25 protein-coding genes and 2 pseudogenes are annotated in these 22,652 nt (G+C 56.3%); 14 read left to right on the top strand and 13 right to left on the bottom strand.

Annotated elements, in window-relative coordinates:
- Window position 1: 1 nt before the first annotated feature.
- The 4 genes and pseudogenes from cyoB to cyoE form a co-directional block, all read left to right on the top strand.
- Complete coding sequence (cyoB, locus tag DK870_RS14635; protein WP_104993609.1) at window positions 2-1,975, top strand: cytochrome o ubiquinol oxidase subunit I; 1,974 nt, start codon at window positions 2-4, stop codon at window positions 1,973-1,975.
- A gap of 3 nt (window positions 1,976-1,978) precedes the next feature.
- A complete protein-coding gene (gene cyoC, locus DK870_RS14630; protein WP_104993608.1) occupies window positions 1,979-2,593 on the top strand; it encodes a cytochrome o ubiquinol oxidase subunit III in 615 nt (204 codons plus the stop codon).
- 1 nt (window position 2,594) lies between these two features.
- Window positions 2,595-2,933, top strand: a complete 339-nt coding sequence (gene cyoD, locus DK870_RS14625) for a cytochrome o ubiquinol oxidase subunit IV (RefSeq protein ID WP_104993607.1) — start codon at window positions 2,595-2,597, stop codon at window positions 2,931-2,933.
- Window positions 2,891-3,778 (top strand): annotated as a pseudogene (cyoE, locus tag DK870_RS14620) (heme o synthase); the annotation flags it as partial. The gene cyoD and the pseudogene cyoE, both read left to right, overlap by 43 nt.
- Here cyoE and DK870_RS14615 read toward each other — a convergent pair.
- The 4 genes from DK870_RS14615 to DK870_RS14600 form a co-directional block, all read right to left on the bottom strand.
- Window positions 3,759-5,360, bottom strand: coding sequence for a histidine kinase famiy protein (locus tag DK870_RS14615; protein ID WP_178126872.1), 1,602 nt, complete (start codon window positions 5,358-5,360; stop codon window positions 3,759-3,761). The pseudogene cyoE and the gene DK870_RS14615 overlap by 20 nt on opposite strands.
- A gap of 111 nt (window positions 5,361-5,471) precedes the next feature.
- Window positions 5,472-5,981 carry a ferritin-like domain-containing protein gene (locus DK870_RS14610; RefSeq protein ID WP_104993606.1) on the bottom strand — a complete coding sequence of 170 codons (510 nt, stop codon included), beginning with the start codon at window positions 5,979-5,981 and terminating at the stop codon, window positions 5,472-5,474.
- Between the two features lie 65 nt (window positions 5,982-6,046).
- The gene (locus tag DK870_RS14605) at window positions 6,047-6,931 is read right to left on the bottom strand and encodes a manganese catalase family protein (RefSeq protein ID WP_104993605.1); all 885 of its coding nucleotides are present in this window, start codon (window positions 6,929-6,931) and stop codon (window positions 6,047-6,049) included.
- Between the two features lie 166 nt (window positions 6,932-7,097).
- A complete protein-coding gene (locus tag DK870_RS14600; protein ID WP_104993604.1) occupies window positions 7,098-7,358 on the bottom strand; it encodes a hypothetical protein in 261 nt (86 codons plus the stop codon).
- Between the two features lie 356 nt (window positions 7,359-7,714).
- Between DK870_RS14600 and DK870_RS14595 the strand changes: the two genes are divergently transcribed.
- Window positions 7,715-7,897: a general stress protein gene (locus DK870_RS14595; protein WP_057428464.1), complete on the top strand. Its 183-nt coding sequence runs from the start codon at window positions 7,715-7,717 to the stop codon at window positions 7,895-7,897.
- Window positions 7,898-8,216: 319 nt separating this feature from the next.
- Entirely contained in the window at window positions 8,217-8,471 is a 255-nt protein-coding gene (locus tag DK870_RS14590) for a metallothionein family protein (RefSeq protein ID WP_104993603.1), read from the top strand.
- 37 nt (window positions 8,472-8,508) lie between these two features.
- Here DK870_RS14590 and DK870_RS14585 read toward each other — a convergent pair whose 3' ends face one another.
- The 9 genes from DK870_RS14585 to DK870_RS14545 all read right to left on the bottom strand — a co-directional run bounded on the left by DK870_RS14585 (window position 8,509) and on the right by DK870_RS14545 (window position 16,216).
- Window positions 8,509-9,627 (bottom strand): carboxylate-amine ligase, encoded by a 1,119-nt coding sequence (locus DK870_RS14585; RefSeq protein WP_104993602.1) that lies wholly within the window; start codon window positions 9,625-9,627, stop codon window positions 8,509-8,511.
- A gap of 6 nt (window positions 9,628-9,633) precedes the next feature.
- On the bottom strand, window positions 9,634-10,611 hold the full coding sequence (locus DK870_RS14580) for a class I SAM-dependent methyltransferase (RefSeq protein ID WP_161548956.1): 978 nt from the start codon (window positions 10,609-10,611) through the stop codon (window positions 9,634-9,636).
- Window positions 10,612-11,570: 959 nt separating this feature from the next.
- Window positions 11,571-12,587, bottom strand: a complete 1,017-nt coding sequence (locus DK870_RS14575; protein WP_234016670.1) for a M42 family peptidase — start codon at window positions 12,585-12,587, stop codon at window positions 11,571-11,573.
- Between the two features lie 157 nt (window positions 12,588-12,744).
- Window positions 12,745-13,245: a ferritin-like domain-containing protein gene (locus DK870_RS14570; RefSeq protein ID WP_104993600.1), complete on the bottom strand. Its 501-nt coding sequence runs from the start codon at window positions 13,243-13,245 to the stop codon at window positions 12,745-12,747.
- A 153-nt stretch (window positions 13,246-13,398) separates the two neighbouring features.
- Window positions 13,399-14,328, bottom strand: coding sequence for a ZIP family metal transporter (locus DK870_RS14565; protein WP_161548955.1), 930 nt, complete (start codon window positions 14,326-14,328; stop codon window positions 13,399-13,401).
- Between the two features lie 98 nt (window positions 14,329-14,426).
- Entirely contained in the window at window positions 14,427-14,654 is a 228-nt protein-coding gene (locus DK870_RS14560) for a PLD nuclease N-terminal domain-containing protein (RefSeq protein WP_027616381.1), read from the bottom strand.
- Window positions 14,655-14,749: 95 nt separating this feature from the next.
- Window positions 14,750-15,196, bottom strand: a complete 447-nt coding sequence (locus tag DK870_RS14555) for a DUF421 domain-containing protein (protein WP_027616380.1) — start codon at window positions 15,194-15,196, stop codon at window positions 14,750-14,752.
- 7 nt (window positions 15,197-15,203) lie between these two features.
- Window positions 15,204-15,722 (bottom strand): hypothetical protein, encoded by a 519-nt coding sequence (locus tag DK870_RS14550; protein WP_104993598.1) that lies wholly within the window; start codon window positions 15,720-15,722, stop codon window positions 15,204-15,206.
- On the bottom strand, window positions 15,722-16,216 hold the full coding sequence (locus DK870_RS14545; RefSeq protein WP_104993597.1) for a CinA family protein: 495 nt from the start codon (window positions 16,214-16,216) through the stop codon (window positions 15,722-15,724). The genes DK870_RS14550 and DK870_RS14545 overlap by 1 nt, the downstream gene beginning before the upstream one ends.
- 214 nt (window positions 16,217-16,430) lie before the next feature.
- On the opposite strand from DK870_RS14545, the gene DK870_RS14540 reads away from it, so the two are divergent.
- From DK870_RS14540 to hxsA, 8 genes and pseudogenes are all read left to right on the top strand, one after another.
- Entirely contained in the window at window positions 16,431-16,856 is a 426-nt protein-coding gene (locus DK870_RS14540; RefSeq protein ID WP_138452794.1) for a low affinity iron permease family protein, read from the top strand.
- Window positions 16,857-17,061: 205 nt separating this feature from the next.
- Window positions 17,062-17,296: pseudogene (locus DK870_RS29675) on the top strand (DUF6124 family protein).
- Between the two features lie 91 nt (window positions 17,297-17,387).
- The gene (locus DK870_RS14530; RefSeq protein WP_104993595.1) at window positions 17,388-17,678 is read left to right on the top strand and encodes a type II toxin-antitoxin system ParD family antitoxin; all 291 of its coding nucleotides are present in this window, start codon (window positions 17,388-17,390) and stop codon (window positions 17,676-17,678) included.
- 2 nt (window positions 17,679-17,680) lie between these two features.
- Window positions 17,681-18,037 carry a type II toxin-antitoxin system RelE/ParE family toxin gene (locus tag DK870_RS14525; protein ID WP_104993594.1) on the top strand — a complete coding sequence of 119 codons (357 nt, stop codon included), beginning with the start codon at window positions 17,681-17,683 and terminating at the stop codon, window positions 18,035-18,037.
- A 963-nt stretch (window positions 18,038-19,000) separates the two neighbouring features.
- Window positions 19,001-19,300: a His-Xaa-Ser system protein HxsD gene (gene hxsD / locus DK870_RS14520; RefSeq protein WP_161548954.1), complete on the top strand. Its 300-nt coding sequence runs from the start codon at window positions 19,001-19,003 to the stop codon at window positions 19,298-19,300.
- A complete protein-coding gene (gene hxsB / locus DK870_RS14515; protein WP_161548953.1) occupies window positions 19,297-20,784 on the top strand; it encodes a His-Xaa-Ser system radical SAM maturase HxsB in 1,488 nt (495 codons plus the stop codon). Before hxsD ends, hxsB begins: the two co-directional genes overlap by 4 nt.
- Window positions 20,784-22,019: a His-Xaa-Ser system radical SAM maturase HxsC gene (gene hxsC / locus DK870_RS14510; protein WP_161548952.1), complete on the top strand. Its 1,236-nt coding sequence runs from the start codon at window positions 20,784-20,786 to the stop codon at window positions 22,017-22,019. Before hxsB ends, hxsC begins: the two co-directional genes overlap by 1 nt.
- Window positions 22,016-22,624 (top strand): His-Xaa-Ser repeat protein HxsA, encoded by a 609-nt coding sequence (gene hxsA / locus DK870_RS14505; protein ID WP_161548951.1) that lies wholly within the window; start codon window positions 22,016-22,018, stop codon window positions 22,622-22,624. The genes hxsC and hxsA overlap by 4 nt, the downstream gene beginning before the upstream one ends.
- The last annotated feature ends 28 nt before the right edge of the window (window positions 22,625-22,652 follow it).

The following is a 22,652-nucleotide window of genomic DNA, read 5'->3' as shown; positions in this document are numbered from 1 at the left end:
AATGTTCGGAAAACTGTCATGGGATGCGATTCCAACCACTGAACCGATTGTGATGTACACGCTGGCCTTCATCGGGCTGATCGGCGCGGCGATGGTGGGCACCATTACCTGGAAACGCAAATGGGGCTATTTGTGGCGCGAGTGGTTCACATCGGTGGACCACAAAAAGATCGGATGTATGTACATCATCGTCGCGCTGGTGATGCTGCTACGCGGTTTTTCCGACGCAATCATGATGCGCACCCAGCAAGCCATGGCCGCCAGTGGCGGGCCGGGTTATCTGCCGCCGGAACATTACGACCAGATCTTCACTGCCCATGGCGTGATCATGATTTTCTTCGTGGCCATGCCCTTCGTGGTCGGCCTGATGAACGTAGTGGTGCCGTTGCAGATCGGCGCACGCGACGTGGCCTACCCGTTTCTCAACGCGCTGAGCTTCTGGCTGTTCGTGGCCGGTGCCGCGCTGGTCAACGTCTCACTGGGGATCGGTGAGTTTGCGCGAACCGGTTGGGTCGCCTATCCGCCGTTATCCGGGTTGGCATACAGCCCCGGGGTCGGGGTGGACTACTACATCTGGTCACTGCAGATATCCGGCGTCGGTACGTTACTGACGGGGCTGAATTTCTTCGTCACGATCTTGAAGATGCGCACCGAAGGCATGACGCTGTTCAAGATGCCGGTGTTCACCTGGAATGCGCTGTGCACCTCGGTACTGATCCTGGCGTCGTTTCCGATTCTCACCGCCACCCTGCTGATGCTTTCCCTGGACCGTTACCTGGGCATGCATTTCTTTACCAACGAAGCCGGCGGCAACCCGATGATGTACGTGAACCTGATCTGGGCCTGGGGACATCCGGAGGTGTACATCCTGATCCTGCCGGCGTTCGGGGTGTTTTCCGAGATTGCTGCGACCTTCAGCAGTAAGCGGCTCTTCGGTTACGTGTCGCTTGTATGGGCGACGATTGCGATTACCGTGTTGTCGTTCATCGTGTGGCTGCACCACTTTTTCACCATGGGCGCAGGGGGTAACGTCAACGCGTTCTTCGGCATCATGACCATGATTATCGCGGTGCCGACCGGGGTGAAAATCTTCACCTGGTTGTTCACCATGTACCGCGGCCGGGTGCGCTTCGAGACCCCCATGCTATGGACCCTGGGCTTTATCGTGACCTTCAGCATCGGCGGGATGACCGGGGTATTGCTGGCAGTGCCGGGCGCCGACTTCATGCTGCACAACAGCCTGTTCCTGATTGCGCATTTTCACAATGTGATCATCGGCGGCGCGGTGTTCGGCTACATGGCCGGCCTGACCTACTGGTTCCCCAAGGCTTTTGGCTTCCGCTTGAACGACAAGCTGGGCCGCACCGCCTTCTGGTGCTGGCTGATCGGCTTTTATTTCGCGTTCATGCCGTCCTACGTGCTGGGCTTTATGGGCATGACCCGGCGCCTCAACCATTTCAACAATCCGGAATGGCGGCCGTGGCTGCTGCTGGAACTGCTGGGGGTGGCAATCATCCTCTGCGGCGTGGCCGCCCAGGCACTGCAACTGTTCGTCAGCATCCGCCACCGCCACCGATACCGCGACCTCACTGGCGATCCGTGGGACGGGCGCACCCTGGAGTGGGCCACCGCCTCTCCGCCACCGCTGTACAACTTCGCCGAGCAACCCAAGGTCAATGACCTGGACGCTTATTGGGGCATGAAGGAGCGCGGCGTGAGCACCCTCAGCCACACCGATTACCGAAGCATCCACATGCCGCGCAACACCGCCTCGGGCCTGGTGATCAGCCTGTTCGCGCTGATCTGCAGCTTCGCCCTGGTCTGGCACATCTGGTGGCTGGCGGCGTTCGGCTTGGTTGCTTCGGTGGTCGCGTTCGTGGTGCGCAGCTACGACGAAGACACTGATTACTTCGTGCCCGCACAAGAGGTGGCGCGCATCGAAACGGCACGTCTCAAAGACCTGGCAGAGGCTTGATCCATGTCCAATATCGTGATTGAAAAAGACGTCGCTCATACTCAGGAACACGGACATGAAGACGCAGGTTCGCTGAGCGTCTTCGGGTTCTGGATCTACCTGATGACCGACTGCATCCTGTTCGCGAGCTTGTTCGCCAGCTATGCGGTGTTGCGCGACAGCGTAGCGGGCGGTCCGTCGAGCGTGGATATTTTCGAACTGCCCTATGTTCTCGCTGAAACCATGTTGCTGCTGTTGAGCAGCATCACCTACGGCTACGCGATGCTCGCGATGAACCGTGGCCAGCAAAGCCAGGTGCTGCGTTGGCTGGGACTCACATTCGTGCTAGGCGCTGGCTTCATCGCCATGGAAGTCAACGAGTTCCACCATCTGATCGCAGAAGGCTACGGACCGGACCGCAGCGCGTTTCTGACCGCGTTTTTCACCCTTGTCGGCACCCACGGCGCGCACGTGTTGACGGGGTTGATCTGGATGGCTGTGCTGATGGTGCAGATTCGCCAGAAAGGCCTGACCAACACCACCGCCACCCGGCTCAGTTGCCTGAGCCTGTTCTGGCACTTCCTGGACGTGGTGTGGATCTGCGTGTTTACCGTGATCTATCTGTTGGGAGTGGTGTGACATGTACAAGCAAAGTTCGATTCACAGCAGCGCCGGTACCAGCCATGGCAGCAGCCGTTCCTACCTGGTCGGGTTCCTGCTGTCGGTGCTGCTGACCCTGATCCCTTTCGCCCTGGTGATGTTCCCTTCGCTGCCGCGCACCATCACCGCCTGGCTGGTGGTGGTGCTGGGGGTTATCCAGATCGTGGTCCACCTCAAGTTCTTCCTGCATCTGGATACGGCCGACGAACAACGCTGGAACCTGATTGCACTGATTTTTTCGGCGGTCATCATTCTTTTGCTGGTAGGGCTCTCGCTATGGATCATGGACAGTATTCACCACAACATGCTGGCGCACTGAGGTACTGGCTGGGGCTGCTCAATGCCGGGATTCAACTGACCAAGCCAGGGATTATTGTTGGCAATCTCACCTCGGTGCTGGGGGGGTATTTCCTCGCTGGCGGTGGACGCCTGGCAGACCCCGTGCATCTAGTGGCCACCCTGCTCGGCACTGCACTGGTGATCGGTTGCGGTTGTGTGATCAACAACTGCGCCGATCGGGATATTGATCGGCGCATGGTGCGAACCTGCCATCGCGCGCTGGCGCTGCGAACCATCGCGGTGCCCACCGCCGTCAGCTATGCCTTCGCGCTGGGCGTCAGTGGTTTCGGCCTGCTGTGGGCGGGCAGCAACCTGCTGGCGTGCTGCCTGGCGCTGGTCGGGCTGGTGATCTATGCGGGGGTCTACACCTTCTGGCTCAAGCGCCGTTCCCACTGGGGCACCTTGGTCGGCAGCCTCTCCGGGGCAATGCCGCCGGTGATCGGCTATTGCGCGGTCACCGCAAGGTTAGACGCCACGGCGATGATGTTAGTGCTGGTGTTCTGCTGCTGGCAGATGCCCCATTCACACGCCATCACCGTGATGCGCCGCGAAGACTTCCGCGCAGCGCGCCTGCCGCTGCTGACCCTGTCCCAAGCCCACCGGCAAATACAGGCGTACACCCTGGCTTTCTTCGCCAGCACCCTGCTGCTGGGAGTGGTAGCCCAGATGGGCATGCTGTATTTCGCCGTGATCAGCGCCTTGGGCGGTTACTGGCTGGCGCTGGCCAACAGCAGCGTGCGCCGGGTCGATCCAACACGCTGGGCGCGATCTATCTTCGGGTTCTCGATTCTGTTGGTGATGGCCCTCAACCTGATGCTGGCGCTGTCCACGCTGTGTCGAGCAAGCTGCGAATCTTCCTGGGCAGATCAGCGGGCTGGTAGGGTTTGGCAATCAACTCGAATTCATGCACCTGTATATCCGCGCGCTCCAGCGAGTCTTTCGCATAGCCCGTCGTAAGCAGCACCCTGGTATGCGGATACAAGTACGCTATCTCGCGCGCGAGTTCCGCGCCATTCATCTGGCCGGGCATGATCAAGTCACTGAACACCAGGTCATAGGTCGCGCCGGCGAGCCGATCCAGCGCCTCGGCGGCAGTGTGTGCAATCTCGGTGTTATAACCGTAGTCAGACAGAACCTCCTGCGCGAGCTCGGCCACTTCGGGCCGGTCCTCCACAATCAAGATGTGCTCGTCGCCTTGAAGCGAAGTAGTCGCGGGCGTTTGCTCGACCCAGAGCTGGCTGTCGTTCGCCGGAAAATACAGGCATACCGTCGTGCCAACGCCTGGGTAGGAATGGATGCGTGCAGTACCGCCCGATTGCTTGACGAAGCCATACACCATCGACAATCCCAGCCCCGAACCCTTGCCCTCTTCCTTGGTGGTGAAGAACGGCTGCATGACTTGCTCCTGGACGCTCTCATCGATGCCGTTGCCGTTATCGCTGATCGAGAGGCCCACGTAGCGGCCTTCGGCCAACCCGTCGCGTTGCGCATTGGCATCGCCCGGAACCTGAACGTTGCACGTCTTGATTGTCACGGTCGGCTCGCCATGTCCTCCTAGCGCATCCTGGGCGTTGGATAACAAATGCTGCACCGCCAGCTCCGCCTGCGCAGGGTCAATACGACAGTTCCACAGGTCCTCAGCCAGATCCACATGCAGCTGGACATCCTGCAGTGTCTGCGCCAAAAAATCGGTGCGGCTCAGCAAGGTGTTCAGGTTGATTACGCGACTGTCGAGACGTTGCTTGCGCGAGAACGCGAGTAGCTGTTGGGTCAAGGTTTGAGCTTTTTCGGCGGCGGCCCTGGCGCGGCTGGCGCTGTTGAGGATGCGCTGCGGGTCGGTGCCGGGGCGCTTGGCGCTCTGCTGGATCAGTTCGAGATAACCGACCATCACCTGAAGCAGGTTATTGAAGTCATGGGCGATGCCGCCGGTCAGTTGCCCTAGGGCCTCCAGGTCCTGAACGCGGCGCACGCGCAGTTCTGCGTCGTGGCGCCGGCTCACGTCAAGCTGAGAGGCAAAAAAGTACACCAATTGGCCGCTCTCGTTGAACAACGGCGAAATGAACAGTTCATTCCAGAACGTCGAACCGTCCTTGCGGTAGTTGAGTACTTCCACACATACCTCATGGCGGCATGTCATAGCATGCTGCACTTGCCGCAACGCACGCTTATCAGTTTCAGGTCCTTGCAGAAGCCTGCAATTGCGCCCGATCACTTCATCCTGTTCATACCCCGTCAGCCTCAGGAACGCCTGATTGGCGAAGATGATCGGGTTGTCGGCTTGTGCGGGGTCGCAAACGATCATCGCGCTTTGGCTGGTTTCCATCGCCGCGAAAAACAGGTCTTTGCGGCTGGAAGAGAGCCGCGCCGGATCGATACGGTCGACCACGGGCTTTTTCTTGCTTGCCAAGGTTCACCTCCAGTTACGTGGTGCGTGTTCCATGGACCGTGAAAACGTCGCGCAGTGCCACCCTGCGCTGAACAGGCGCCCGCCGCAGGCGGTCGGGCGCCGCGCATTACGTCAGCGCTTGGCTGCTTTGTCGGGGTCGGCTGAGCGACGCAGGAACGCTTGCGTCAGTTCCGGTAAGTGCTCCAGCAGCCACTCGGCCATGGCGATTTCCTGCGGCAGGATCTTTTCGCAGGCCGCTAGAGTTTCCGAATCACCGGCCTCTTTCGCAGCGGCGATAAGCGCCGTGTAGCTGGCAATTTCCATGTTTTCGAAGACGTAACCGGCCATCGCGCCCTTGATGACTTCGTCACTCATCAGTGAGCCACCGACTGCCTGGCCGAACGCCATCAGCTTGCCCCCCATGTCTTTCAGGGTCGATGAGCTGCCGCCCAGACGCGCCAGGCACTGGTCAATAAGTTGCTGCTGGCCGAGGGTTTCCTCAATGTGCTGGTCGATCCGTGCCTTGAGCTGGGGGTAATGTTCCAGGCGCTCGGATTGCGCCTTGAGCATTTTTTCGGCCTGCTGCTCCATCGCATGGGCATCACGTAGCCAATCGAGCAGGTTTTCCTGTGGAGTCGCCATGTCGTTAGTCCTGTTGATAAAAAATGGCAGGCGCCGCACGCCCGAAAGCGTGCGGCTACCAAGCTTCAAATTTCGGGTTTAGGTTGCATTCCCGAGCCCAGGTCAGCGCCGGTAACGGGGTCGCTCGTCGCGTCCGAGGCGGTGCGGATTTTCATCGCGCTCAATGTCGCTTCGTCATCGGCATCCAGTTGCACAGTGGCCAAGCCATCACCACCGTCGACCGCCGGTTGCGGGCTTTCCACGAACTCCCACTCTTCGCCCTGGTTCCACGGGCCACGCATACTTTCCGCGCCTTGGGACATGTTGTAGTAGACCTGCGTGAATTCCGGCATGCCCGGCAGCTTGCCTTGAGGGAAGTTCGGCTGGATCGAATGCAGCGCCTTTTCAAAAGACAATTGATGCGCGATTTCCCGCGTCATCAAAAAGCCCAGCGCCTCTTTTACGCCCGGATCATCCGTGACGTTCATCAGCCGCTCGTAGACGATTTTGGCGCGGGCTTCGGCCGCGATATTGGAGCGCATGTCCGCGGTGGGCTCACCGATAGTGTCGATATAGGCCGCTGTCCAGGGCACGCCCGCGGAGTTGGTTAATGGAGCACCGGCACCGTACAGCAGGCTGGTGATGTGAGAGTCATTGCCGGCGCCGTTAAGGGAGCGATACAGCTCGCCCTCCTCTTCCACACCTTCGGCCATTCGCCCCTTGGCGCCCTTGTTGAGCATCACGATGATGGACCCGACGATCTCCAGATGGCTGAGCTCTTCGGTGGCGATGTCCATCAGCAGATCCTTGCGGCCCGGATCGTCTTCAGCCAAGGCCTGGGTGAAGTAGCGGGACGCTGCCGCCAGTTCCCCTTGAGCGCCGCCAAACTGTTCCAGCAACAGGTTGGCCAGACCCGGATTAGGCTCGGCCACACGTACGGTGTATTGAAGTCGCTTGTTATGTAGAAACATGAACAAATCTCCTCAGGCTTAAGAAGGGGCAGCGCCCGGTTGGAGCGCTGCCTACTTTTTTGTGAGGCGCCTCCCTGTTGATAAATTTCAAAATAAACCTTTGCTGCGCGACCAGCGGTCGAGTGCTGCGCATCAAGCGAAACCGCGGCGCAGAGCATTTGTAGGCTCACTTCCCGTCGTCGTTCTGCGGGCAAGGAACGGTGTCTATCCCAGGGGTGCCGTTGGGCGGAAGCGTGACACCCTGATTTTTTCCACCGTCTGGCTCCTCAGGCGCCCGTTCAGGTGATGTGTCATCGGGGTGGTCCCAGTCAGTTGTTGCGTTCGGATCTTCGTTGCGCCCGGCCGTTCCCAGGACGCAACCATCCTCATTCGGCTCAGGCGATTTTTCCGGCGGCAGGCCTTGATCATTGGATGAGTCATGGTTCATAGCAAGCTTCTCCTGTGTACACGTATGAAACCATTTGGAATCGCCCAGCAGTTTGCGGTGCCATGTAAAAGACGAACGGCCAGGTATTCCCGACGCGCCGACTTAAAAGTGCAAGCTTCAGCGAAAAGTATGGGTGAGGCCAACTAAGCGAAGCGGAGCGATCGGTGGCTGCCATCAAATTAATATCTAGCGCCCTCTCAGAATCGGCACTCTATGAGATACGTATTATTAACTACCGCCTGTCGCCTTCCGGTAAAGTTCTTAAAACATTTTTTAGCCGACCGACATCCCAGTAAATGTCCATTGCAGAAAATGGGAAACTAACGAAGCGCTACCTTAGTAAATGGAGAACTCTCATGACTACAGGCAACAAAAATCCAGGTAACTTTGCTAACGACCGCGAAAAAGCTTCCGAAGCCGGGAAAAAAGGCGGCCAATCATCGGGCGGAAACTTTGCCAATGACCGCGAGAAAGCGTCTGAAGCAGGACGCAAGGGCGGACAACACAGCCATGGCGGCGGCCGAAAATCGGGATCTTAGTGCTCATACAGAGGGCGGCCTCGCCGCCCTTTGAGGCTCGTTTCGGCGTACTCATTACAGTGGCGTAACCGGATATACCGGCGCCGTCGATAGCACCTTATCGATCGCTTGACCGAAACAAACCGGGTGACTGTCGGCGAGAAGCAGCACTTCTGTACTATTCGGAGCACCGTTGCCCCCCTGCTCGGCAGCCTATTTTGACGTAAACTCAAGGCCAATAATATAACCACGCCTACGGCCCCATATTTATATTAAAACTTCCTTGGCGCTGATGAAAATTAGGCAACTTAAACCAGGAGATCGACAATAAGGAGATAAGATGTCAAACACTACCCATCTCGGTCAATGCGCTTGCGCTACTTGTCAGTGCGACGCCTTGGCAGACCATCAACGGGACGGAAAGCGCTACTGCAGTCAAGCGTGTGCCAACCTGCACCCACACGGGCAACCTTGCCCGGCCGCTGACTGCCTTTGTGAATCGAGCGTCACCCTCCATGAGCGTGCCATAAGCGACAGCCAGCTCGATGAAGCTATCGAAGAAACGTTCCCCGCCAGTGATCCTATTTCCCCTTAGTTTTTTTAGCGCAGATTTCAATCGCCGGACAGCACTTTCACGGGTTCTCCCGGCTTTCTTCCAACAACAGGTCAACCACTGCTTGCCCGCCTTGCAGTCCGGGCGAAGACTGTGCACTAAAGACGCGCAGTTGACGCTCGGCGCTGCTGCCGTCGCGCAGCATTTGCCGTGCGTGGTCGAACACGCCGACTTCTCCCAACACACGGGCGGTTTCGCCGAATTGCTGCTCAGCCAGAATCAGCCACTGTTCAAGTGATATTGCCGCGGTGTCCGGAGCCAGCGTGAAGCGCCCATGATGTCCGCAACGACGAGCGCGAATGCGATTTTCCTTAAGCAGCCAAAGACGTTCAAGGCTGTATTGGCTGCCGGGTGTCGGCATCTGGCAGGCGTGTTTGATCATGATCCGGAACAGTCCCGCCAGGACCAACGCGTCGCTCAATCGCGGGCACGCGTCGGTCATGCGCAACTCGAGCGTCGGGTAGCTCAACGAGGGCCGGCAACCCCACCAGACATTTGCATCCTTTGCCAGCGCCCCGCTACGTTTCAATAAGCCCAGGTATTGCTCGAAGCTCTGCTCATCCGATAGAAACTCTGGGATACCCATGCGCGGCCACTCATCGCAGACTACTTGCCGATAACTGCAATACCCACTGGGCTGACCCCGCCACAACGGCGATGAAACGCTAAGAGCCAGCAGCATCGGCAACCAGGGCAACACCTCGTTCAGCACTGCGATTCGATCAACACCCGTCGGGATCTCTGCGTGAACATGCAGACCACTGAGCACGCTGCGCTGCGCGACGATCTGGAACTCCTCGAACAAGCGCTTAAAATGGACCTGAGGCGTAGCACGTTGCGCCCGCCAATCGGCCAATGGGTGTACGCCGCTGCATATAAACCCCAGTCCATATCCGGCCAACGCCTGGCTCAACTCGCGGCGCACCCGGCCCAGGTAAGTGGCCGCCTCTGCGGCGTCGTCAAACACTGGAGACGCCACTTCGACCTGGCCCTGGAACATCTCATAAGAGAAGCCATCGCCGATGACCTCGCGGCACGCCGCAAGCACATGAGCTGGCGGCTCGGCGAGCATTCGCCGACTGCGCAGATCTGTAATGAAATATTCTTCTTCAATGCCAAAGCGCTGAGTGCGATCCATACGCAGTCAACTCAGTCGAGTAACGGAAAGCGCCACCGCTGCGATGCGTTCGACGCGCTCGTACCCTGGTTTTTCCAGCTCTTCGCCAAACACGTCCGGGTCAAGCTCATGGTAGGTCCAGCCAAAAGCATCGCTACTCAACAAGCCGCGAGCGGATTCAAAGAACAAATCGCGGCCATCGACCATCGCCACCCCGGTGTAGAGCAATAAAGTGCCATCGCGTTCCAAACGGGGCAGCGCTTCGCGCAAAATGCGCAGCGACAACGCTTCGCCCAATTCACCACCACCGTGGCGGTAGGACCGCTGCTGACTGTCCTTCATGTAGGGCGGATTGGCGAGGATCAGGTCAAAGCGACCATCAACGCCGTCGAGCACATCACTGTGGTATACGCTGACGTTTGGTGCGTTGGCGAGTTCGGCGTTGACCGCACTCATGCGCAACGCCTTTGGGTTGATGTCCACCGCGAGCACCTCTGCGTCAGGCCGGGCGCGCGCCACCAGCAAGGCACCGGCGCCCGAACCGCAACCGATGTCCACGGCGCGGCGGATCGGCGCGAAGCGTTGGCGCAAGCTCTCTTCGATTACGCTGGCGAAGCGGTAAGTGTCGGGGCCGAAAAAAACCGCATCAGCGGCTTCTGTCGGAAACGCCGAATGCGCCAACAGCAACGGGCCCAGGTTCGACCACCGCACCCGGCTCCGCCAGCGGCCATGCGTATTGACGATAATTTCAGCCTGTTGCAGTTCCTGTCGTTCGGCAGCCTCGAAAACCTCAGCATCGAAGGGCCGCGACCAACCGAATATCCCGCGCGTATCGCTAGCCGGTGCATTATCCCAACGCGCCATGACCCGTTGATGGGTCAGCGGTGTGGGCGTTATAAAGCGATAGCCCTGCGCCTGCAGGCGGCGGCCCAGATTGAGCAGTACCCGATCAGCATGCGATTGGGCCGATGACCCGGAGGGCGTTGGGCACAGTGAGTCGACCATTGGCAGGGCTCCTTGTCAGTCAGCGCAGAGCTGCGCGTAATTCGATAAAACGGCGGGTGGCAAACAAGCCGGCGGGCCGATGATGGCGGTCAGGGCCCAGCCACGGTAATAACAGGGAAAGCAGTTGCTCGCCGTCGGGCTCCTGCAGTGCCTTACGGAGTGCCTGAGTGTCAGGGCGACTTATTACGGGGTGCGTTTTTTTTGCGCGTCCTATTCAGAAAGAGCCGCACACGACGCAATAATTCCATCGGCATGCGCTAAGTTCTGACAAAGTGATGGGTTAACCCTTGGCGGCAATTTTGGAAGGCTTCAAGCGGTGGCTGAAGCGTGCGCCACCAGTTGCTGAATCGGTTTGCCCTCATCTACTCACGGGTACGCGATTCTCGTCATTGAGCCAAGGCTGACGCTGTCAAACGCTGGCAGGCTACGCCGGCATCGTTGCGCAGTTGACCATCACAAAACGATCAAATACAGGGTCCGGCCAGCGAAAGCTTAGTATCGCTCCACATCATTAAGCATGCCTGTAGGTGGCCGACGTCGGTGCTCAAAATTGTCCCATTGCTCAGGTTTACGTTGCTCTGCGCAATACATACACACATAAACATCTGGGCTTAAGCCAAGATAATAACCTTTACGTATATAAGAGTGGCTACAACCGCTCGATGGGCGCTCGCCATTGGCTGGTAACTCTTTAGCCATATAAAACCCATAGAAAAAAAGCCCGCACTGAGTACGGGCAAAAAGGAGTTATACCTAGAGGCTGTCTGAGTGAACAGGCTCAGTATTAAGAAGCCAAAAACCATGCCGCGGTTTATTTTTTTCAACGAAAGGCGACGAAAGGCGCGATTAACAAGCGCAGCGTAAAATCATATGGTAAGTCGATGCTTTAGGATAAACGCATGGAATTTGTTTAGATAAACCAAATCTATCTAAGCGCACACCGGGTTCATTTCCTGCCTTTAGCAAGTCATCAGGTACTCGCAAAGCGTCGCCGAACAAGCCCGAACTGCGCCGTCCAAAATAAGCTCATAACCATGAGTGTTTTCGGTAGGTATTGCTACGCACCCCGCTCTAGCCGACGAGCCATTGCTTAATACGGCGCTCGCATCTGAGGCAAAATTGACGAGTAACGCATATTGAGGGCTGTAACCACAGCGCTCTGCTGCAGTGGCTAAGGCCGTCACGATGTCGCGTGTGTAATAACCCTTTTCGTCGCCGGTATTGATGATTGGATCGACGCTCAGCTTCGTTCCATACTCATCCATCACTGGCCCGACCTCTACAGCGATGGTGGTTTCACCTGGTAGGGACGCGGATGCGAACATCGCCCCTGCATTGGATTCTTCTTCCGACGTCGTAAATACAAAATATACATCACATGCCAGCTCATCTCGGCGATGGCTCAATTGATGCGCGGCATCAATTATGGCCGCCAAGGGTGCACGGTCATCCAGAAAATGCGCCGCGATGGCGTCACCCACTCGAAACGGTTCACGCCAATGACGACTCAACACGACCCGCGTACCTGGACGTACGCCTTGAGTGCTCAGGGCCGGGGGTGAAGATCGCGTAATCACATGAACGTCATTCCAATGCACATCTCCCGATAACACATCAGCGCCTTGAGGCGCATTCTGCGTCGCATGCGTTGAGCCGAAAGACAAAACGCCTGGGATAATTTCGTTATCACCCAGAATATCAACCGGACACATACCGAAATTCACCGGGTTCGCGCCTCCCAGGGCGATAACTCTCAATGTGCCATCTTCATTGACGCTCTTAACCACCATCGCGATTTCATCCATGTGCGCCATGACCCTTACAGCTCCGCGCGATTCGGTAGCCTTCCGCTTACCCTTAATAAGTCCTATAACGTTACCTGCGGCATCAACCCATGTTTCGTCGCAGAGAGGAGTAATGGTTTGCAAGCATATTTCGCGAACCTCATCTTCCTGCCCACCTGGCCCGCGAGCCATCAGGAGTTGAGCTAACAACTCGGAAAGGGTGTTTTGCGAGTTTGAGGCTCTGGAAATAGCTTCACGTTGTGCATCAGACATTTTCGGTCTCTCGCGCAGGCACTTGTAAGTGACAAACGGCGCCATTGCGGCGCCGCCTGGTTTCAAATCACGGCTGTCACTTGGATTCCAACGTTGCAGCCTGATTGCCACCCTGCTCCGCAATCTTTGTAAGCTTTTCATCGGCGCCTTTTTCCTCAGCGAGCGTCGCAGCCAACAGCTTTGCAGCGTCGTCATATTTGAGGTGTTTGGCCATCGCTATCAGGGTGCCATAGGCGGCTATTTCATAGTGTTCCACCTTCTGCGCCGCGCCAATCAACGCTGCATCAAGAACGGCGCCCTTCTCGATCTCTTCCAACAGTTCTTTCGACTCTTCAACCAACCCCTCCATCGCCACGCATTTCATGCGTTTCAATTTTATCCCGGTCAGTTCCACCAATTGATCAATGCGCTCGATCTGGCCATGGGTTTCTTCCAAGTGTGAGGTAAAGGCCTCCGCCAACAGCGGGTTGGTCGCCGCTTTCGCCAAGCGCGGCAAGGCTTTGGTGATTTGCTTTTCCGCGCTGTAAACATCAGAGAGTTCGTGGATAAACAAATCTTCGACAGTTTTTCTAGCCATTTCGAGACTTCCTTCTGGTCAGTGGGGCGTCGCCTAGTCGTGGCGTCTGCGTGGGATTTACATGCCAGCAACACTTGCCGTGCATGAAAACTGACCCGCTCAATTTAAGAGGTGTTCCGAAAATTTTCAGGGTGACGGATAAAAGGTTCAGAACTAACCCAGGGCTGTATCAAGGAACATCATGACTCCGAAACCTAGCATTAGGCCTAAGGTTGCTGGTGTCTCATGACCATTGCGATGTGTCTCGGGAATGACCTCATGGGACACTACAAAAATCATGGCGCCAGCTGCCAAGCCGAGAGCGATGGGATACCCCAAGGCAAAGCTACTGGAAATCCCTAAACCGACAATTGCCCCAAAGGGTTCCATCAGCCCCGAACCAACCGCAATCAGCGCGGCTCGAAGCGCGCTGATGCCTGTCACTCGCAATGCCAAGGCGACTGCTAACCCTTCCGGAATGTCCTGTATGGCAATTGCGGTTGTCAGAGGCAGCCCCACCTTCATATCGCCGTTGGCGAAGCTCACCCCAATAGCCATGCCTTCTGGCAGGTTATGCAGCGTGATTGCCAAGACGAACAACCAAACCTGATTGATACGCTGCGCGTCCGGTCCCCTGCGTCCGCTTTTCTCGTGTTCGTGAGGGACGAAACGATCAAGGCCAACCATCAGCGCTACCCCCAATCCCAATCCCGCAACAACAACGCATGCTGCGAGCAACTGGTTTGCGCAAAGGGCCTGTGCTGCTTCAATACCAGGGAGAATGAGCGAGAAGGAACTGGCGGCCAGCATCATGCCGGCGGCAAAGCCAAGCATGATGTCTTGCGTACGGGCGGCGATATCTCGCAATGCTATGGCTGCGGCTGCGCCGATAGCTGTCGCAACGAAACCGGAAAGTCCGCCCAGAAAAGCAAAGTGGAGATTCGCCTTATTGGCACCGATGAATGCGCCATAACCGCAGATGACCAGGAAAACAGCCACACACAACAAGAGTATCCAGAAGGACAACCCTCCCCACCCCGAGCGGGAAATGTGTACGAACCAAGCGCGCAAAGGCGCTCCAAACGATGGAGAGGGCTCTGACATTTTTCCTCCACAGCTTTCTGCGTTATGAGCATGAAACGCAGCAATGGGAAACCACCTTTCACGTTAAATGCAGAGGCTCTGATTCGCAAAGATTGCAGTCAGCCTTTACTGTGCTCGGGCGAAGATGGCCCCTCCTTGATCCCCCGTGGTCCGGCGACTCCCCAGACGACCAAACCCAATACCGGGAAAATGATCAGACCGAGCGCCCACGCGGCTTTTATCCCTACGGTTTTGTCGCTCCGAAACACGCTGACAATGGCCCATAGATCGACAAGCAGAATGAACACGGCGACAGCAATCGCAAAATAGCTGGTGGCTTCAGACATGGTTTAGCCCTCCTTAGGGTGTTAAAGCTTAGGCCCCGCTCGAATACGGACGTTCCAAGAAAATCACAAGCCTCCAGCAAGCACGGATCTGAGTTTTAATTTTCTTTGGCAATGATGGAGATTTTTCCGTTGCGCTCAATTATCGCGAACTTGATCTCTTCCAGCCGCTCGATACCTTGGCTGGAGCGCGCAGCCTCCATTACATCAGCTTCGACTAATCGAGCGTGCCGCAGGCGTCTGTGCAGGAGCTTGCCATTCTCGACGATGATCGTTGGCTCACCATCGATCAGCCTTGATACCCAGCCAGAACGCTGTTTAAGCAGCGATAGGCCAACATCAATGGCGATCAGCGTCACGATGACAAGTATGCCGTTGGTAATGGAAAAATCATCGCCCAGCAGCGCTTGCTGGGTGGCTTCGCCGATCATCATCAGCAAGACGAAATCGAAGGTCGTCAGCTCTGCCAATGAGCGACGCCCAGCAATCTTGAAGAGCACCATAAGGGCTAAATACATTGCTCCTGCACGTAAGACAGAGTCCATAGGCCACCTAAGGAAAAATGAATTGAACAAGCCTTACGCTGCGAGTGCCAGATGAGGTGATTTGGCTGCGGAAGAGACCGACCGCGTCGCCGCGCAAAGTGATGTACAGCGTCGCCTGTCCATCAGCATCAGTTTGCATCCAGAGTTTCATGCCTTGAGAGGAGCTTCGTGAGCGCAACGGTTCAGGTTGTAATGTTTCAATGCTGAAGCCCTCTAGCAACTGCCCAGCCAGCTCCAGCTCAACGGGTGAGTTTGGCCTTTCTATTAGCGTGATTTTCATCGAGTTGGTAGAGCCGTTTCGATGAAACATTTCATATTCGACCCTCACCTTCCCATCGTCGCTACGCACATCTCTCGAACTGAGCAGTCCTCTGGAAAACACGCCCCCGAGCGCCATCACCAAAATTAGAACCAACACGTACCAGCCGACCCGCTCGAAACGCCAAACTTTCAATTGATAGGCCATGTCCTCACGAAGGGGACGGTTTCGGCTTTTCATGTCTGGATGATCGGTGTCTTCGCTCATCAGGCTTCACCTGTATCGCCGAGCCGTGCGCGGCGATGAAAGTGAGGAAGCTGGCGTAATGCGTATTCCGTGGCTTCCTCTTGGACCCGACAACGCCCGCCGGAGAATCGGTGTTCGTGACTGAAGAGATAGCACTTTTCATCGGACTGAAACGCCCAGGCAAAACAAATCGTGCCCGCAGGTATTCCGTCCACATCGTCGGGGCCGAGTATCCCCGTAGTCGCGATGGCGGCATTTGCAGTGCTGTCTCGTAACGCACCCTTCGCCATTTCCTTAGCGACCTCGACGCTCGTCAGGTTGAACGTCTCGATAGTCTGGGGGCTGACATGGAGCAATCGTTGCTTGGCCTGTGGCGAATAGACCACATAACCACATTCGATGAATTCGCCGCTGCCTTCCACTTCAGACAACAGCGTCACGATTTTACCTGCGGTGCAGGACTCCGCCGTGGTGACGACCAAGGCGTGCTCACGCAAGTATTGGACTAATTTCATTTGCGATGGGCATGAGCTGAACTCAATGGATGTTGTTCGATCGACCACTACAGAAGCGGAACATTCCAAAGATTTCCAACGAATAAAATTTAGAGCGCCATGGGACGCCCACCTCTTATTCGGTAACTTCGGTAGCCGACGAACGGTTAAAATGTAAGAAAGAATTTCAAGCTTTTGGGCGGTCTATCCGTATACCCAACAGGAGTCCACAATCATGAAATTCGCACGGTTCTGCCAAGCACTTTCCAACTGGGCAGGCAGCTCAAAAACCTTTCTTTTGGCTATCGTTTTGATAGGCGTCTGGGGGATCACAGGGCCGTACTTCCATTACAACGACACGTGGCAACTCATCATCAACACGTCGACGACCATCATCACGTTCCTGATGGTATTTCTTATCCAAAATACGCAAAACCGCGACAATGACATTTTGCATCTCAAAATTGACGAGCTGATTCGAGCCACCAAGGAGGCACAAAACGCGAGTCTCTGCTTAGAAAGCATGAGTTCAAAAGAGCTCAGAAAGCTTCGTGACCAGTACAGTTCTCTAGGTAAAAGTGATCAGGGCAATCTCGAGCCGTCCGATACTGATGCCCCACCTGAGCTTGAGGTTCGCCCTCATTCTGAACTGAGCGAATGAGATTCTTGCCCGCTCTCGCCTCTATCTAGATGGAACTCTTTGGTGATCGACATGGACGACATTGGACGCCCTCGCACGCCCCGGTTTTGTTAGGTTCCACCGGTCTATTAACCTGTGTACAGCTACCGCCCCTATTGTTTAGTAACGATGGGAAAGTGGCCCAAGCAAGAACTTAACCACGGCTAACGATTCAACCACCCTCTTCATCGTCACCCTCAACGCCAGCAACGACCCCCTCATCACCAACAGCTACGAAATCTTCACCAGCGTCAGTACACTCCTGCTCGAACTGTCCGAAGACCTCAACGGCAAACACCGTGACATCGCCCTGGCCATCCACCAACTGAGCGAACTGGGGCGTACTCTTCACCGCTAATCTCCTCGACTGGGAAGCGCCGGCCCTGGCAGATGATCAGCCCTCCAACTCGCCAGCCCGATAAATTGCAGTGTGATTAGGATAACCCCCACACATAAAATGGCATAATATGCCAACGATCGGAAAAACATATTTGCTCAGAGTTGGAGCTGATGATGGCGACGCGAAACGTTGTGCTTACCTCACACCAGGAACAGGTTATCCAAGACCTTGTGCAGTCTGGCCGTTATCAGAATGCCAGTGAAGTGATGCGAGAAGGTTTACGACTATTGGAACAACGCGTCGCCGAAGACACTGCCAAAATTGAGGCGCTGCGTCTGGCGACCTCTATCGGCATCATGGACCTTGAGCAAGGGCGCTTTACTCAGTTGAACGAAGGGGATCTGGAGCACTACCTCGAGGGCTTGAGCCTGGAGGCAACCCTCCCCGCGCGCGAGAAACACTGAGCATGTCGCATTATCGGATTTCCAACGCGGCGCGCGCCGACATTGTCGACATCCTCAGGCTCTCCCAGACGCAGTTCGGCGATCAAGCACGCCAGCGCTACCAGGCGCTGATCCTCACGGCGCTGCAAGCTATTGCCGACACGCCTTATCGCATTGGCAGCCACGACCGCGACGAGCTTGTACCGGGCCTTCGCAGCTATCACGTCATCTACCCGCGCCAGCAGGCCAAACACCCCCATGGGACGGTCAAAAGCCCACGCCATATCGTGTTTTATCGTGTAGCAACCGCCGACGTGATCGAGGTCGTCCGACTCCTTCATGACGCCATGGAAGGGCAACTGCACCTGCCCAACGACTGATGACCGACTTGGCCCACCGGCTAACTGTCCAAGAACAGCGAAGGTAAGGCGCCCGCCTCTACATGCAACCTGAGCGCCCTCGCTGTCAGCCGACTCGCGACCAATTGAAGCGGGAGGTTCTGGGTCCGACAGGACTATCGAGACCCGCGACCAGAAACACGATGCTCAACGCTGCGTGCTACTTTCAATACCGAACAACTCCTTCTTTAGCGTTTTCCGTGACCAGGCGCTTGGCATTACGCTCCAGTTGTCGATGGACACGCGGATCGATCTCCCTGGCGACCAGCGCCATTGCAACATCTCGCAGAGCATGAGCATCTCACGATCCCGATTTCGGGACATGTACAGAAAGACAGCCCAGACAACTCCGATTGAGGATATCGACTCATCTAACGACCAAAAGTTTGCCAGATTCGGGTTGGTAATCCAGTATACGGAGGCGCACTGAATACCAGCCACGGCCAGTCAGATCCATGTCATAAATCGCCATTCGCGATCGCTCGTACACCCTGTGCAATTGGGGGCATAACTGGGGGCATAATTCGATTTTTTCAATCTGAAACTACTGTTCTAGAGCTATGTCAAAATGTTCTTTGGGGATCCTGACAGTCTATAGAAGCCGTATGGCGGTCTGTTTATCTGATCATTTCTGCGTTTTGATAGACCATGAAGATCCATCCAATTCCAGTGGATTGCTACATTGGAGGCATATCTGAGGGCATGTTTTTGGATGGTTTGAAAAGGATGCCCCCAGCCTTGGGCCAAGTGGGCTATTGATGAGGATGGATGCACTGAGGGATATGTGGATTCTCGTCCCTACCCCATATCAATGATCGAGCTCTAGTGAGCGCACCACCCGCCACGCTGGATAAATGCGTGCAAATGTAAAAAATTATGATGGCATAATGCCTCGGCAATCGGCAAAATCCACACGTTCCCAATGGATTTGAAGGACCGATTCCGATGACATGGCCAGTCACGCTGAAACTCGACAGCGCAGCCTACCCGCTCAGCGTGGTGCGACGCGCCGCATATTCCCTGGCCGACACTGTCACGGTCCAAGTTGATATTGAAGCCAATCAGATAAGCCTCACAGCCCATCCCACTGAATCAAAGCTAACGCTTTCCCGGGAACAGGCTCACTCGCTGATCCTTCAGCACCTGAACGACTTCGCCCTACGCGACCATATCAACCGCGAAACAGCAGGGTTACGTGAAGTCTTGGCCCGCGCCGCGCTCGCTGGATGTGGGATTTCCCAGTGACACTGATTGCGACAGATGCCAAGCACTACCGCTTGCTGCCTTTTCGATTCATGCGCATGAGCACGCGACAAGACCGTGACATCCTACTCACCTCCGATACCGGTGAGTACATGCACGTGAACGACGCGCAATTACGAGCCCTCAGTTACTTCGACGTTCAAGCAAATACGCCTTTTTACAAGGACCTGCTGGCCCGCCATTTCATCTACGAACCAGGTCGCCACGACCCGTTCCCGGAAATGGCCGCGCAGTACCGCAGCCGCAAAGACTTCCTCTTCCAGGGCCCTGCACTGCACTTGTTCGTGGTTACATTGCGCTGCAACCACACGTGCCAGTACTGCCAGGTGTCGCGGGCCCCTCTGAGCGGATCCGGCCACGACCTGTCGGAAGCGGATGCACAGGAGGCAGTCAATCGCCTGTTCGAATCGAACGCTCCCGCCCTGACTGTGGAGTTTCAGGGTGGCGAACCGCTTCTGGCCTTCGAGCGCGTCCGCCAGATTGTCGAATGGGTCGTTGAACGGAATATGGTCGAGCAACGGGATATCCAGTTCGTCATTACCACCACACTGCACCACCTGACGGAGGAAATACTCGACTTCGCAGAACTAAATCGCATCCAGTTTTCGACCTCGCTCGATGGGACGGCGTCCTTGCACAATGCCAACCGCCCTACCCCATCACGAGACTCCTACGAACGCACTGTAAAAGGTATCCAGTGGGTCCGTGAGCGCCTTGGCCATGATGCAGTCTCCGCGCTGACTACGCTGACCTCAAGAAGCCTCGAACAACCTGAAGCGATCATCGATGAATATGTAAGTCAAGGCTTCTCCTGCATCTCGCTTCGGCCTCTGAGCCCTTATGGGTTTGCCACCAAGAGTGCCCATCGACTTGATTACCCTATTGAGCGATATCTGGCCTTCTACAAGAGGGCACTGACTTATTTGCTGCATATCAACCAACAGGGCGTATACCTCTCAGAGAGTTATACGTGCCTGTTGCTGAAGAATATCCTGACACCCTTCTCCTCCGGCTATGTAGACCTGCGCTCCCCTGCTGGCGCAGGCACTGCGGCGCTGGTTTACAACTATGACGGTTACGTCTATCCCTCGGACGAAGCCCGAATGTTGCTGGAGATGGGTGAAGACGGCTTGAGGCTCGGCACCGTGCAGCAACCCTTGTCTGAATTACTCGCATCACCCGTTATGAATGCGTTGCTCGCCAGTGGTGTAGCAGAGGCGCTGCCGGGCTGCTCCGACTGCGCACTTGTCCCGTACTGTGGTGCTGACCCCGTCGAACACTATGCCCGCCAAGCTGACCCGATCGGACACCGAGTGTTCAGCAGCTTCTGCAAGAAGAACATGGGGCTGCTGAAGCATCTTTTCGGCCTGCTTTGCGATGGCGACGACAACGTGCAGAGGGTGCTGCTGTCTTGGTTGAACAGGCGCTCTTACAACGATGTCCGGTTCCCGGGTTACAGGGGCTGATGGCGATGCTGCGCAAAGATACCCACTTCGAAATCCATCACCTGAATGAGCCGAAACTGCTCAAGGTCATCACTCTGGATGAGTTCATCGAACAAGGCCTGGCTGTTTGTGCCGGAAGCGCTGAGTTCGGTGACCTGCTGCTTTGGCTGCCAAACGAAGAACGGCTACGGAGCCCGCATCTGCTCTCATTACCAGTGGGTGGATTCCTGACCCCAGAGCCATTGATTGGCGATTTCGACAGTGTGCAGCTACACCTGCACACACCCAAAGATGCGAATGTCGTGCAGCCCGGCGATGTCATTGCCATCACACCAGGCCACGCGTTGGTGCGAGTGCTCTATCGACGAGGCTCGGACAGCAACCTGCTGTTCATGACTGATCGTTGCAACAGCCTCTGTCTGATGTGCTCGCAGCCGCCCAAAGATATCGATGACCGTTGGCACATTGAGGAGAACCTACGGCTGATCGACCTGATGGACCCGGGCGAGGAAAATCTGGGAATCAGCGGCGGAGAACCAACGCTTTATCGCGACGGCCTGCTCGAAATCCTGGCCAAGTGCAAAGCCGTTTTGCCGCAGAAATCCATTCATGTGCTCAGCAACGGGCGTCTGTTCCAAGCCCCGAGCTGGATCGCTGCGCTCTTTTCCATCGGTCATCCTCAATTGAGCTGGGGCATCCCGCTGTATGCCGACAATGCAGAAGACCATGACTATGTGGTGCAGGCTCCCGGCGCGTTTAGCGAAACCCTGCAAGGTCTTTACAACCTGGCGCGCGCCAACCAGATCATCGAGATACGCGTGGTGCTCAATCGCCTGACCACGCCACGCTTGCCTGAGCTCGCCCACTACGTGTTCAGGAACCTGCCCTTCGTGCGGCATGTTGCGCTGATGGGTATCGAAAGTACCGGCCTGGCCAGGAAGAACTACGAAGAACTGTGGATTGACCCGCTGGACTATCAGGAATCGTTGAGCCAGGCCGTGTATTTCCTGTTCAACCGCGGAGTGCCGGTTTCGATCTACAACTTGCCCCTGTGCCTGATCCCGGCCCACCTCTCGCGTTTCGCCCGCCAAAGCATCTCGGACTGGAAGAACCTGTTCATCGATACCTGCCAGCAATGCGCTGCCGTCAAACATTGCTCTGGCTTCTTCAAATCCCACACCGACCGCTGGCAGAGCCGCGGCGTACAACTATTATCGACCGAGGCCTTTAGCGCCTATGCAAGGAGTGCACAGTGAAATTGCTCGACCGCTGGAAAGTCCTGATCAGTGGGATCAGCCTGCTGCCAATGGCAGGTCCCACCCTGGCACAGGCGGGCCATCTGTCGCTCGCCGATGCGAACTGGCAACCCAACGACAAGCTACAGCCCCCGGTATTTGCCGATACGCTCAATGCGCCAGACACCGTCAACATCTATGCGGCACATCGCTCGCACAGTTCACACCGGTCCCACAGTTCCCACAGTTCTCACTACAGCGGCTCGGGTGGCTATAGCGCACCTCGCTACTACAGCCCACCCGCTACCAGTACCCGAAGCTACAGTGCGCCGAGTGCTTCGAGCAGCACCTCAAACAGCAATAGCTTTTATCAGTCGTCTGGCACTACCAGCGGGACAAGCTCGAGCACTTCAAAAGGCCGCGTGACCAATGAACAGAAAAGCAACCTGGTCACCCGTGTGCAGACCGCGCTGATGGTGCGCCAGTATTACCAAGGCACCATTGATGGGGTGATGGGCAAGGCGACACGTGGTGCCTTGATGGCCTTTCAGATGGACAGTGGGCTGACCGTGAATGGCCGAATGGATACGCCATCGCTGAATGCGTTGGGTATCAGGATTCCATAAGTCGCTTCAGGTTAAAACTAGCGTCCGT

The sequence above is a fragment of the Pseudomonas sp. Q1 genome, assembly GCF_009935975.1.
GTDB classification, from domain to species: domain Bacteria; phylum Pseudomonadota; class Gammaproteobacteria; order Pseudomonadales; family Pseudomonadaceae; genus Aquipseudomonas; species Aquipseudomonas palleroniana.
Note: the sequence above shows the minus strand (reverse complement) of the source record. Positions and strands in the feature narration are given on the sequence as shown.

Excerpts from the sequence above, each read along its gene's own strand:
- cyoB (WP_104993609.1), top strand. The coding sequence starts at position 2 with ATGTTCGGAAAACTGTCATGGGATGCGATTCCAACCACTGAACCGATT.
- cyoC (WP_104993608.1), top strand. The coding sequence starts at position 1,979 with ATGTCCAATATCGTGATTGAAAAAGACGTCGCTCATACTCAGGAACAC.
- cyoD (WP_104993607.1), top strand. The coding sequence starts at position 2,595 with ATGTACAAGCAAAGTTCGATTCACAGCAGCGCCGGTACCAGCCATGGC.
- DK870_RS14610 (WP_104993606.1), bottom strand. The coding sequence starts at position 5,981 with ATGGCGACTCCACAGGAAAACCTGCTCGATTGGCTACGTGATGCCCAT.
- DK870_RS14605 (WP_104993605.1), bottom strand. The coding sequence starts at position 6,931 with ATGTTTCTACATAACAAGCGACTTCAATACACCGTACGTGTGGCCGAG.
- DK870_RS14600 (WP_104993604.1), bottom strand. The coding sequence starts at position 7,358 with ATGAACCATGACTCATCCAATGATCAAGGCCTGCCGCCGGAAAAATCG.
- DK870_RS14595 (WP_057428464.1), top strand. The coding sequence starts at position 7,715 with ATGACTACAGGCAACAAAAATCCAGGTAACTTTGCTAACGACCGCGAA.
- DK870_RS14590 (WP_104993603.1), top strand. The coding sequence starts at position 8,217 with ATGTCAAACACTACCCATCTCGGTCAATGCGCTTGCGCTACTTGTCAG.
- DK870_RS14585 (WP_104993602.1), bottom strand. The coding sequence starts at position 9,627 with ATGGATCGCACTCAGCGCTTTGGCATTGAAGAAGAATATTTCATTACA.
- DK870_RS14580 (WP_161548956.1), bottom strand. The coding sequence starts at position 10,611 with ATGGTCGACTCACTGTGCCCAACGCCCTCCGGGTCATCGGCCCAATCG.
- DK870_RS14575 (WP_234016670.1), bottom strand. The coding sequence starts at position 12,587 with ATGGCTCGCGGGCCAGGTGGGCAGGAAGATGAGGTTCGCGAAATATGC.
- DK870_RS14570 (WP_104993600.1), bottom strand. The coding sequence starts at position 13,245 with ATGGCTAGAAAAACTGTCGAAGATTTGTTTATCCACGAACTCTCTGAT.
- DK870_RS14565 (WP_161548955.1), bottom strand. The coding sequence starts at position 14,328 with ATGTCAGAGCCCTCTCCATCGTTTGGAGCGCCTTTGCGCGCTTGGTTC.
- DK870_RS14560 (WP_027616381.1), bottom strand. The coding sequence starts at position 14,654 with ATGTCTGAAGCCACCAGCTATTTTGCGATTGCTGTCGCCGTGTTCATT.
- DK870_RS14555 (WP_027616380.1), bottom strand. The coding sequence starts at position 15,196 with ATGGACTCTGTCTTACGTGCAGGAGCAATGTATTTAGCCCTTATGGTG.
- DK870_RS14550 (WP_104993598.1), bottom strand. The coding sequence starts at position 15,722 with ATGAGCGAAGACACCGATCATCCAGACATGAAAAGCCGAAACCGTCCC.
- DK870_RS14545 (WP_104993597.1), bottom strand. The coding sequence starts at position 16,216 with ATGAAATTAGTCCAATACTTGCGTGAGCACGCCTTGGTCGTCACCACG.
- DK870_RS14540 (WP_138452794.1), top strand. The coding sequence starts at position 16,431 with ATGAAATTCGCACGGTTCTGCCAAGCACTTTCCAACTGGGCAGGCAGC.
- DK870_RS14530 (WP_104993595.1), top strand. The coding sequence starts at position 17,388 with ATGGCGACGCGAAACGTTGTGCTTACCTCACACCAGGAACAGGTTATC.
- DK870_RS14525 (WP_104993594.1), top strand. The coding sequence starts at position 17,681 with ATGTCGCATTATCGGATTTCCAACGCGGCGCGCGCCGACATTGTCGAC.
- hxsD (WP_161548954.1), top strand. The coding sequence starts at position 19,001 with ATGACATGGCCAGTCACGCTGAAACTCGACAGCGCAGCCTACCCGCTC.
- hxsC (WP_161548952.1), top strand. The coding sequence starts at position 20,784 with ATGGCGATGCTGCGCAAAGATACCCACTTCGAAATCCATCACCTGAAT.